The 9,588-nt window shown below is 63.1% G+C and carries 8 protein-coding genes; 3 read left to right on the top strand and 5 right to left on the bottom strand.

Features of this window, described 5'->3' with window-relative positions; all coding sequences use genetic code 11:
• Window positions 1-88 precede the first annotated feature (88 nt).
• From ABEG21_RS18260 to ABEG21_RS18245, 4 genes are all read right to left on the bottom strand, one after another.
• A complete protein-coding gene (locus ABEG21_RS18260) occupies window positions 89-1,138 on the bottom strand; it encodes a YqcI/YcgG family protein (RefSeq protein ID WP_347558044.1) in 1,050 nt (349 codons plus the stop codon).
• Window positions 1,139-1,201: 63 nt separating this feature from the next.
• A complete protein-coding gene (locus ABEG21_RS18255) occupies window positions 1,202-2,674 on the bottom strand; it encodes a peptide synthetase (protein ID WP_347558043.1) in 1,473 nt (490 codons plus the stop codon).
• The gene (locus tag ABEG21_RS18250; protein ID WP_347558042.1) at window positions 2,671-3,486 is read right to left on the bottom strand and encodes an alpha/beta fold hydrolase; all 816 of its coding nucleotides are present in this window, start codon (window positions 3,484-3,486) and stop codon (window positions 2,671-2,673) included. The genes ABEG21_RS18255 and ABEG21_RS18250 overlap by 4 nt, the downstream gene beginning before the upstream one ends.
• 29 nt (window positions 3,487-3,515) lie before the next feature.
• Window positions 3,516-3,758, bottom strand: coding sequence for an MbtH family NRPS accessory protein (locus ABEG21_RS18245; RefSeq protein ID WP_347558041.1), 243 nt, complete (start codon window positions 3,756-3,758; stop codon window positions 3,516-3,518).
• Between the two features lie 786 nt (window positions 3,759-4,544).
• On the opposite strand from ABEG21_RS18245, the gene ABEG21_RS18240 reads away from it, so the two are divergent.
• From ABEG21_RS18240 to ABEG21_RS18230, 3 genes are read left to right on the top strand one after another with little or no spacing between them, the layout of a single operon-like run.
• Entirely contained in the window at window positions 4,545-5,732 is a 1,188-nt protein-coding gene (locus ABEG21_RS18240; protein ID WP_347558040.1) for an efflux RND transporter periplasmic adaptor subunit, read from the top strand.
• Entirely contained in the window at window positions 5,726-7,792 is a 2,067-nt protein-coding gene (locus tag ABEG21_RS18235) for a MacB family efflux pump subunit (RefSeq protein WP_347558039.1), read from the top strand. The genes ABEG21_RS18240 and ABEG21_RS18235 overlap by 7 nt, the downstream gene beginning before the upstream one ends.
• Complete coding sequence (locus ABEG21_RS18230; protein WP_347558038.1) at window positions 7,785-9,173, top strand: efflux transporter outer membrane subunit; 1,389 nt, start codon at window positions 7,785-7,787, stop codon at window positions 9,171-9,173. Before ABEG21_RS18235 ends, ABEG21_RS18230 begins: the two co-directional genes overlap by 8 nt.
• Here ABEG21_RS18230 and ABEG21_RS18225 read toward each other — a convergent pair.
• A complete protein-coding gene (locus tag ABEG21_RS18225) occupies window positions 9,131-9,565 on the bottom strand; it encodes a Fur family transcriptional regulator (protein WP_347558037.1) in 435 nt (144 codons plus the stop codon). The two genes, ABEG21_RS18230 and ABEG21_RS18225, sit on opposite strands and share 43 nt — an antisense overlap.
• Window positions 9,566-9,588 lie beyond the last annotated feature (23 nt).

Raw genomic sequence — 9,588 nt, 5'->3', positions numbered from 1 at the left:
CTTGAAATATACCCAAAGTCCCGTTTCCGCAGCCCGATCGACCGGAGCCGATGACGGCGCGCCAAGCCCCTCACCTTTCGTAGCAGGCTCAACCGTCGCGCTCGTCGTGAGCGCGCGATGCGCTTTCATGGCGAGGCGCGCTCTCGCGCGATGCGTCGCCGTCGAAGCGTCGCGATCCGTCGCGCGACAGGGAAAAGGGCTCGGAAGCGCCGGAAACCCCGCGGGCCACGTTCATGGCGGCGATCCGCTGCTCCGGGGTGAGTACGCCGCCGGCCGGAGGCGTCGCGCCCAATACGTCGGCTGCGACGATCGGGGCATTCGAAGGAGCCTTTTCCGCCATCGCGGAGCGTTGCTGCAACGTCGCATGACGACGGTTCAGGAAAGGACATTTATCGATCGCCGCGACGTTTTCATCGGAGAGGAAGTACTGCTTCCATTCGAGGTTGCCGGGATCGCCATAGAAACCGAGATCCGGATGCGGCTCGACGGCATCCCACTCGCGCAAACGCGCACGCACCTGATTACGCGCCTCTCGACCGATGACTTTGTTCGTAATGGTGTCGACGAACACCGCGCGCGGCTGAAACAGCAACACCATGCCAGGACCGAGATTGCGACTGTGACGCGTCTCGAAAGACGGACAGGCGCAGACGACGAACGTCTGCAGACCGGCGAAAGAAAACTCCCATGCCTCGTCATGCGGATCGGGTTGATAGTCGGCTTCCGGATCCGGATCGACATCATGCAGATGCTGCAAGGTGCGCCAGAAATGATCGTGATACGCCTGATGCGACAGGGGCTCGGCATCCGGCTCGAAAAACACGGCGATATTGTGTTTGCGATAGGCCGGTTCGTCGGCAAGCCGTGCGAACGTCGCCATCGTGGCCGCCATGCCGCTGATGTCCTTGCCCTGCACATAGGAATAGAACATCTCGCCGCGACGCTCCGCCTGCGTACCGAAAAAGCACGGATAGCGCGGGTCGATCACGATGTCGTAAAGCGTCTTGTACGACTGCGGCATCCAAGCGGGCGGATCTTCCACGCCGAGTTGGTCGCCGACGATGATGCGCGTGCGCCAGTCGCTTGTCTGTGGTTTTCGGCTGTCCTGTTTCGATCCGCCGCTTGCTTCTGACTGCATGATCCCCTCCACCTGCAACGGTGTTGATATGTGCCCGCTCACTTGTCTCGATCCGATATCGGCCTATGCGACGCTCGACACCGGCTCGGCCTGTTCGTCGAGCAGCGCCTCGATCCATTCGTCCGGGATGATCGGCTGGTCGTAGGTGCACTCCTCGCAAACGACGGTGGAGCCATGCAAACGGCCGTCGGGGATCAACACCTTGTCGCCCTCTTTCATTTCATGACGCATGCCGAGATTGCCCCAGAAATGCATCTGAATCGTCCCTTCCGGCGCCGGGCTGCGGATCACGACCAATCGGTGATCGTTATGCACATGGGTGGTCGAACACATGTCGCGCGGTTCGACGAAGGTCTCCCGATCGATTTCGGGACATTCGCGATTGACCCGCGTATCGATCTTCTCGGCGAATGCCACATAGCGCTCGATTGCCGAAAGCCACTTCAATTGCTCACCCAGATCCCAACGGGCGCGGTCGGCGATTTTTTCGCCGGCGCCCATCCCTTGTCCAGCGCGCAACAAACCTTCGGCGCCGAAGCGCGTTTGAATGGCGCTCAACGCACGCGCGAAACGCGCGACCACGGCCTCTAGCGCACCGGCAGCGTCCTGCGGGCGAGTGGCCGAGGGCACCAGATGCGGACAGGCCGTCGCCAACGCCGCCGAAAACGCCAGCGCTTCCGCTTCGGCGACGAAGGCGGCACCCAGCAAGGCAAACGCGCGATCGGGCCGCGAGCCCAGCGCGTACAACAAATTGCACTTGACCATGCTGGTCGGCAGATAGAACTGCCAGTACGAATGCTCACGCCGCGTCACGCCGACGAATTCGGCGACCCGGGCAAGCGTGGCATCGTCTGCAGCCGACGCGACATCGGGACGATCGTGCTCGGCCACGCAGTCGAAGAATCCGGACGCGGCGGCCCGCGCGACGGCGGACCGTCTGGACGGCGCAAGGCTCCAACGCTGGATCATGATGAAGCGCAGCCCCTCCACCAGATAATCGTTGCGCGACAACATCGCGAACATCTGCGCCCAGAACGCGGTTTCCTGCGCGATCAGCGCGCGAAAACGCCCGGTGAAGTCGCCGATGGTTTCGCTGGGATGCGCTTCGTTACCGAGAAACGTGAAACCGTAGTGCTCGAGATAGGGCCGGATGCGTGCGCCCAACAGTTGATTCTGCTCACCGTAGAACGCATCGAACCGGGCGTACTCCGCTGCCGCGTCGACCTGCGACCCGAGCACGTCCTCCGCCCGAGGAAAGCGCGCAATGGCCACCTCGTTAAGACTCAGCAGCAAGCGCTGCGTCGCCAGTGACGGCAGCCGACTGACCCGCTCCGAGAGAACCGGTTTCTTGAACTGCAGAAATTCCAGGTCCTCGGGGCGCAACGGTCGGCGATAGAAATCTTCATCCAGCTCCAGCTCTTCCACTGCCGCGCTGCGAAACGCCTGATGCGAAGCGAATTCGCGAATCAATTCGAGCACCGTCTCGCGCTGGGCGAGATACGGCGTGAAATCGAAAAGGGGCGACGACTTGATCACGATACAAACCTCCTCGATGGCCGCTGACTGTCAACCGTGCAGGCGTGTAGCGGCGTGGCATAGGGCCTGGATAGATGAACCGCACGCGCGAGACTGTCGACGACCATGTCGATCAATGCATCGCGATGCGTGTTGATGAAAAAATGTCCCGCGTCTATCACGCGTCGATCGCAGGTACCAAGGGTTTCTCTTGACCATTCGCTCAGCGTCAATGGATCGGCATGCATTTCGTAGTCCTCAGTGCCATTGACAACAAGCAAAGGACAGTGCAACGGTGTCATACGACCTGCATCGGGATACAGATAACTGCCGGACAAATGAAAATCGGCGCGCAGATAAGGGAGTACCAACTTCATGAATTCACGGTCCTGCAGCAGCGCCTCCGGCATGCCTTTCAGCGCCCTGACCTCGTCCAGAAATTCGTCTTCCGGGCAATCGAGCCAATGCAGCATCCGGGGTCGATGACTCGGGGCCTTGCCGGCCGATGCACCCACCCACACAGGCGGCCTGCCATGCCGGGCATCGAGGGCATAGGCCAGCTCGATGCCGACAAGCGACCCCAAGCTGTGACCGAAAATCGCATAAGGGCCGCTGACATGCGGCAAAGCGTCGGCCACCAGCAGATCGATCAATTCCGGCCAGCGATGCATGGGCCGCATGGCGAGTCGCACACCGCGCCCCGGCATATGCAACGGCATCAGCTTGATCCAGTCGGGCAAACGCGCCGTCCATTCGCGATAAAGGCTCGCGCTGCCGCCGGCATACGGCAAACAGAGCAAGGTCACCGTCTCGCGTCGTACGTCGGGTCGCATTCCATGTCCTGCGCTGTGCATGACGTGGATCAGTGCATCGGCTGGGTCGCGGGCGCAGACTCCGCCGCCGCCCCGTCCATTGCCTTGCGCAAGCTGGCCGGCCGCATATCGGTCCAGTGTTCATCGATATAGGCCAGGCACTCCGCCTTCTTTCCACGCTTGCCCACCGCGCGCCAGCCTCCTGGAATCTGCTTATAGCTCGGCCAGATCGAATACTGCTCTTCGTGGTTCATCACCACGTCGAACTCCGCGTTCTCGTCGTCCCAACTCATTGCATGCCCTCGCCTGAAAAGTTAGGCCCATGGCCCCCGCCGACGGTCGACGCGGGTTCCGCTTCGCACGTGCAACGCACGCCGCGTTCGACCCGCTCACGCCGTCGCCAGCCCGTGAGCCGTTACATCGATACGAACATTAGGAATGAGAATGATTCTCAATCGTGGGCTAAAATTATGCGAAGCTTAAGCCGATGTCAAGGCGTTTCCGAATCGTTAGCCACGTCGCGTTCCCGAATATCGGCTAGAAAGCACGCGTTTTATTTATTACATTTATCTTTCGACCGTTTCCTAAGTAATGGTATCCAAAGTGATATCTCAGAACCACGCCACATCGGTGCTGCGGCCCGGAAGTGACAGAATGGTCTAATGCGCGCTAAGGGATATCCCTGTCGTAAGAAAGGGCGTTACATCCGGTCACGCTAAATTCACATGGTAATGCGGCGTAATGCGCTTATAATCTCAGCCGGACCGCGATCCTGCCCCGCAGCCGGGCAGCACAGAGCGCACATGACAGGACGCCAAACGCAGCATTTAAGCGCCGCATAAAACGCCAAGATCGCTTCGTACGGCCAATATTACGAAAATCGTAATGGCGGACGATGACCGGTTCGTGAACGCGCGATGTCGGATACGCGTTCGCGGCACGAAGCATGTCGAAGCACGTCCACCTTCCCCCTCTGCATCATCCGCTGCGCCACTGCTTGGCTCGAAAGAATGTCGCGCCGGGCGTCGACGCGGCCGTCTCCACCTCGCTGTTGAACGACCGAACTTTTTCTATCGACGATGAAGCAACGCAGTCGCAGACACCTCCGATCCGGCCTCCTCGTCATCGTGGTGCTCGCGGTCGCCTGGATTCTTTGGATATCGTTCTTTCGTAGCGTCGAGAAGATCACGACCGTGCCGATCGCGCGCGGCAATATCGAAGTCAATGTGACCGCGCTCGGGACCTTGCAGCCGCATAGCTATGTCGATGTCGGCGCGCAGGCGTCGGGTGCCATTCGTCGCCTCTACGTGCAGGCAGGCGACACCGTGCATCGCGGCCAGTTGCTGGTGGAAATCGATCCGAGCGTGCAGCAGGCACAAGTCGACGCCGATCGGGCAACGCTCGACAGCCTGCGTGCGCAGTTGGCCGGCGCCCTCGCGCAGCGCGATCTCGCCGAGACGCAGTACCGACGCCAGCAGACGATGAATGCCAGCGGGGCCACGCGCCAGGAAGACCTGGAAACCGCACGGGCGGCATTGCGTGCCGCCCGCGCGTCCGCGGACAACGTGCGCGCGCAGATCGTCGGCGCGCAATCGACACTGCGCGGCGCCGACGCGCAACTCGGCTATACACGGATCTATGCGCCGATGGATGGCACCGTCGTGAGCCTGGATGCGCGAGAAGGGCAGACACTGAACGCCACCTACCAGACGCCGACGATTCTGCGCATCGCCGACCTGTCGACGATGACGGTCTGGACGCAAGTCTCGGAAGCCGACATCCTCCACGTGCAGCCGCGGATGCCGGTGTATTTCACGACGCTCGGAGCGCCGGATCGACAATGGGCAAGCGAGGTAAGGCAAATCCTGCCGGCGCCGCCGAATCGATCGGCGGCGGCAAGCAATGGACAGGGCACCGCGTCGTCGTCCAATGCGGCCCAGGGCAAGGTCGTGCTCTACACCGTCCTTTTCGATGTCGCGAACCGCGACCGGCAGCTGATGCCGCAGATGAGCGCGCAGGTCTTCTTCGTCGAAGCGCGCGCGAAGGACGTGGTCGTCGCGCCGCTATCGGCCATCACGCCGGTCGACGGGCAGCCCGATCATTACCTGGCCAAGGTGCGTGAAGACGGCAAGGTCGTCTCGCGCGATGTGCGCATCGGCGTGCACGACCGCTTGAGCGCCGAGGTCCTGTCCGGCCTCCGGCCCGGCGACCGCTTGGTGACATCGATCGACCATACAAGGGCATCGGCGGGGAGGTTCGAATGGTAAGCGCCGCGTCGCCATCGCCATCGCCCGCGTACGGACAAGCACATGCCGCAACGCACGAGTCGGTGGATACGCCGATCGAGGAGGCGTCCGTGCCCCTGATCGCGCTCCAGGATATCCGCAAGTCGTACGGCGGCACGTCGGCAGATGCCGATGGCGTGCCGGCGCCGCGCGTCGATGTACTGCGTGGCGTCACGCTGTCCATCCGTGCCGGGGAGTTCGTCGCCATCGTCGGCGCCTCCGGCTCCGGTAAATCCACCTTGATGCATCTGCTCGGTTGTCTGGATCGGCCGACGTCCGGCAGCTATCGCTTTGCCGGACGCGACATCGGCGATCTCGATTCCGACGAGCTTGCCTGGCTTCGACGTGAAGCATTCGGCTTCGTCTTTCAGGGATACCATCTGATTGCCACCGAGACGGCGCGGGAGAACGTGGAGATTCCGGCGATCTACGCAGGCATGCCCACGGCGGCTCGGCAGGCGCGCGCGACCGCGCTCCTCGCGCGACTCGGCCTCGATAGCCGTCTCGATCATCGGCCGCCCCAACTCTCCGGTGGTCAACAGCAGCGCGTGTCCATTGCACGCGCGCTGATGAACGGCGGCCATATTCTGCTCGCCGACGAGCCAACCGGTGCGCTGGATTCCAAAAGCGGCGCGGAAGTGATGACCTTGCTCGAAGAACTCGCCGACGCGGGCCATACGATCATCCTCATCACGCACGACCGCGGCGTCGCGGCCCGCGCGCGGCGCACGATCGAGATTCGCGATGGCGAGATCGTCAGCGACTCGACCCGCGACGATCGACCGACGCGGGCGCCATCGATGAACGCCGCGGCGCTGATCGCATCGATGGCCGAAGGCGTCTCCCATACCGCGTCCCTGGCCACCGATACGGTCGAGGCGCTGCGCGCGGCGTGGCGCGTGCTGTGGACCAATCGCTTCCGCACGCTGTTGACGCTGCTCGGCATCATCATCGGCGTGGCATCGGTCATCGTGATGTTGGCGATCGGTGCCGGCACCGAACGCGAAGTCATCGCCAAGATCTCCAGCTTCGGCACCAATCGGATGTATGTCACACCAGGCGGCGACAATCCACGCGGCCCGGGCGGCACGCTGTCCGAAGCCGATGCCGACATTGTCCGCGCGGTTCCCAACGTCACGGCGGCGATGCCCTTCCTGTCGGGCGCCGTGACGCTGCGCTACGGCAACCTCGACGTCCAGACGACGGTCTGGGGCGTCACGCAGGATGCACCGCGGGTGCTGGATTGGGCGCCCACCCGCGGCTTGTTTTTCAATGCACAGGACGAGCAGGACTTGTCCGCCGTCATGTTATTGGGCAAACGCGTTTCCGAAAAACTCTTCGGCGCCGCCGATCCAGTGGGGCACTACGTGCTCGTCAACAACGTGCCGTTCGAGGTCATTGGCGAACTCGCCGAGAAAGGCGCCACCTCCGGCAATGCCGATGACGACGACGTCGTGTTGATGCCGTTCTCCTCGGCCAGTCGCCGGATCGTCGGAACGACCGATCTGTCGTGGATCTCGGTGCTGATCGATCGGCTCGACCAGGCCAGCCAGACCGCCGCACGCATCGGCGATACGCTGCAGAAGGCGCACCACATGCGGGATTTCCAGATCTACGATCGTGCCGCATCGATCAAGGCGCAGACTGAAACCCAGAGCACCTTGACGCTGATGCTCGGCTTGATCGCCGCGATCTCGCTGATCGTCGGTGGCATCGGCGTGATGAATATCATGCTGATGTCGGTCAAGGAGCGCACTCGAGAAATCGGGATACGCATGGCGACCGGGGCACGGCAGACCGATATCCTGCGCCAATTCCTCACCGAGGCCACCTTGGTGTCCGGCATCGGCGGCGTGTTGGGGGTGCTGACGGGCATGCTGATCGGCGCGGGTCTGATCGCCTGGCACGTCTCCGCCATCTTCTCGGTCTCGGCGATGTCGCTGGCGTTTGGCTCCGCCTTACTGACGGGGCTGGTATTCGGTTTCATGCCGGCCCGTCAGGCGGCGCGGCTCGACCCGGTGGTGGCGCTCGCGAATGAATGAACGCCTAAGATACGGCATCGCTTACGCCGTCCTGACGCTGACAGGTGCCGGGTGCACGCTGCACGCCCCCGACACCGCGCTAGGAATCACCCCGCCGCCGACGTGGCGCTATGCGCCCCCGGCCGCGCCCGCCAGCGCCGTCACGTCGCAGTGGTGGCACGACTTCGGCAGCGCGGAACTCGACCGACTCGTCGCCCAGGCCGCCGCGAATAGTTTCGACGTCGAGGCGGCGGTGGCGCGCGTACAGCAAGCACAAGCGAGCAGCCGGATTGCCGGCGCGACCTTACTGCCCACGGTGACGGGTTTTGTCGACGGCAGTCATCAGGGCGGCTTTGTCACCAATACGAATGTGCAGGGGACCGCCTTCGATCTGGGCCTGGCCGCCACCTACGAACTCGATTTCTGGGGACGCAATCGCGCGCAGCGCGATGCCGCGGTCGCGCAGCTTCACGCGTCCGAATTCGATCGTGACACGGTCACGCTGACGGTCACGGCCGATGTCGCCACGACCTGGCTGCAGGCGGTGAGTCTGCGAGAGCGGCTCGCTATCGCCAAGCAGAATGCCCAATCGGCGGCCGACATCCTGACAGTGATCACGGCCCAGGCGCAGGCCGGTGCCGCCACGCCGCTCGAACTCGCTCAGCAGCGCGGCCTGTTGGCGGCGCAGCGCCGGGTCGTTGCCGAACGCGCACAAGCCGCCAACGATGCGGCGGCGTCATTGGCCACCTTGCTCGGCATGCCGCCAAGCGCCTTGACCCTTTCCACCGATGCCCTCGAACCGTTGCAGGTGCCGCGAGTCGATGCAGGCATTCCGTCGTCGCTGCTGACGCGCCGTCCCGATCTGGCCAGCGCGGAGGCGCAATTGCGCGCGGCAGACGCGAATATCGTCGCCGCGCGCGCGGCAATGTTGCCAGCGATCACGCTGACCGGCAATGCGGGCTTCGGCAACGACCGACTCCGCACGCTGTTCGACAGCTCTCTGTATAGCATCGCGGCCGGGCTTACGGCGCCGATTTTCGATGCCGGCTCGCTCGCCGCGCAACGCGACCTCGCCGTCGCGCAGAAATCCGCCTTATTGGCCACGTATCGGCAATCGATCGTCTCGGCGTTTGCCGATGTCGAACGCGCGCTCAACGCCATCGCGGGCACCGAGGCACAACAACGCGCGCAGGACGACGAGCTGGCGCAGGCGCAGCAGGCGTTGACGCTCGCCGAATATCGATATCGCGCAGGCGGGGAGACGATGCTGGTCGTGCTGAATGCGCAGCAGACCTTATATGCGGCACGCGACGAAGCGGTGCAATTGAAGTTGGCGCGGCTGCAAGCCGCGGTGTCGCTTTACCGTGCGTTGGGTGGCGGCTGGCGGCAAGCGGCGCAATAGCCGCGCAACACGAGATGATGGCTGTCCAAGGTATAGCCCAACTCTTCGGCCATGAGTTTCTGCCGCGCCTCGATCACCGGATCGGAAAACTCATCGACGCGGCCGCAACGCACGCAGATCACGTGATCATGATGCGGACCTTCGTTGAGTTCATACACGGCCGCCGCGGAATTCAGCGTGCCGCTCGCAAGGATGCCCACCTCGACGAGTTGGCCTAGCACGCGATAGACAGTGGCGAGCCCGATGTCGACATCGGCACGCGCCAAGTGACGGAACACCTCTTCCGCGCTGGCGTGCCGACGTTTCGTGCCGCGAAAAAAAGACAAGACCTGAATGCGCGGGATGGTGGCCTTCAGGCCCGCACTTTGAAGCTGACGTTCTATCTGCTGCATGGGCATCGTTTCCATCGCTCCAT

Source organism: Robbsia sp. KACC 23696, from assembly GCF_039852015.1.
GTDB lineage: Bacteria > Pseudomonadota > Gammaproteobacteria > Burkholderiales > Burkholderiaceae > Robbsia.
This window is presented reverse-complemented; position numbering and strand designations above follow the sequence as displayed.

Coding starts and splice junctions, on each gene's coding strand:
- ABEG21_RS18260 (WP_347558044.1), bottom strand. CDS start 1,138: ATGCAGTCAGAAGCAAGCGGCGGATCGAAACAGGACAGCCGAAAACCA.
- ABEG21_RS18250 (WP_347558042.1), bottom strand. CDS start 3,486: ATGCGACCCGACGTACGACGCGAGACGGTGACCTTGCTCTGTTTGCCG.
- ABEG21_RS18245 (WP_347558041.1), bottom strand. CDS start 3,758: ATGAGTTGGGACGACGAGAACGCGGAGTTCGACGTGGTGATGAACCAC.
- ABEG21_RS18240 (WP_347558040.1), top strand. CDS start 4,545: ATGAAGCAACGCAGTCGCAGACACCTCCGATCCGGCCTCCTCGTCATC.
- ABEG21_RS18235 (WP_347558039.1), top strand. CDS start 5,726: ATGGTAAGCGCCGCGTCGCCATCGCCATCGCCCGCGTACGGACAAGCA.
- ABEG21_RS18230 (WP_347558038.1), top strand. CDS start 7,785: ATGAATGAACGCCTAAGATACGGCATCGCTTACGCCGTCCTGACGCTG.
- ABEG21_RS18225 (WP_347558037.1), bottom strand. CDS start 9,565: ATGCAGCAGATAGAACGTCAGCTTCAAAGTGCGGGCCTGAAGGCCACC.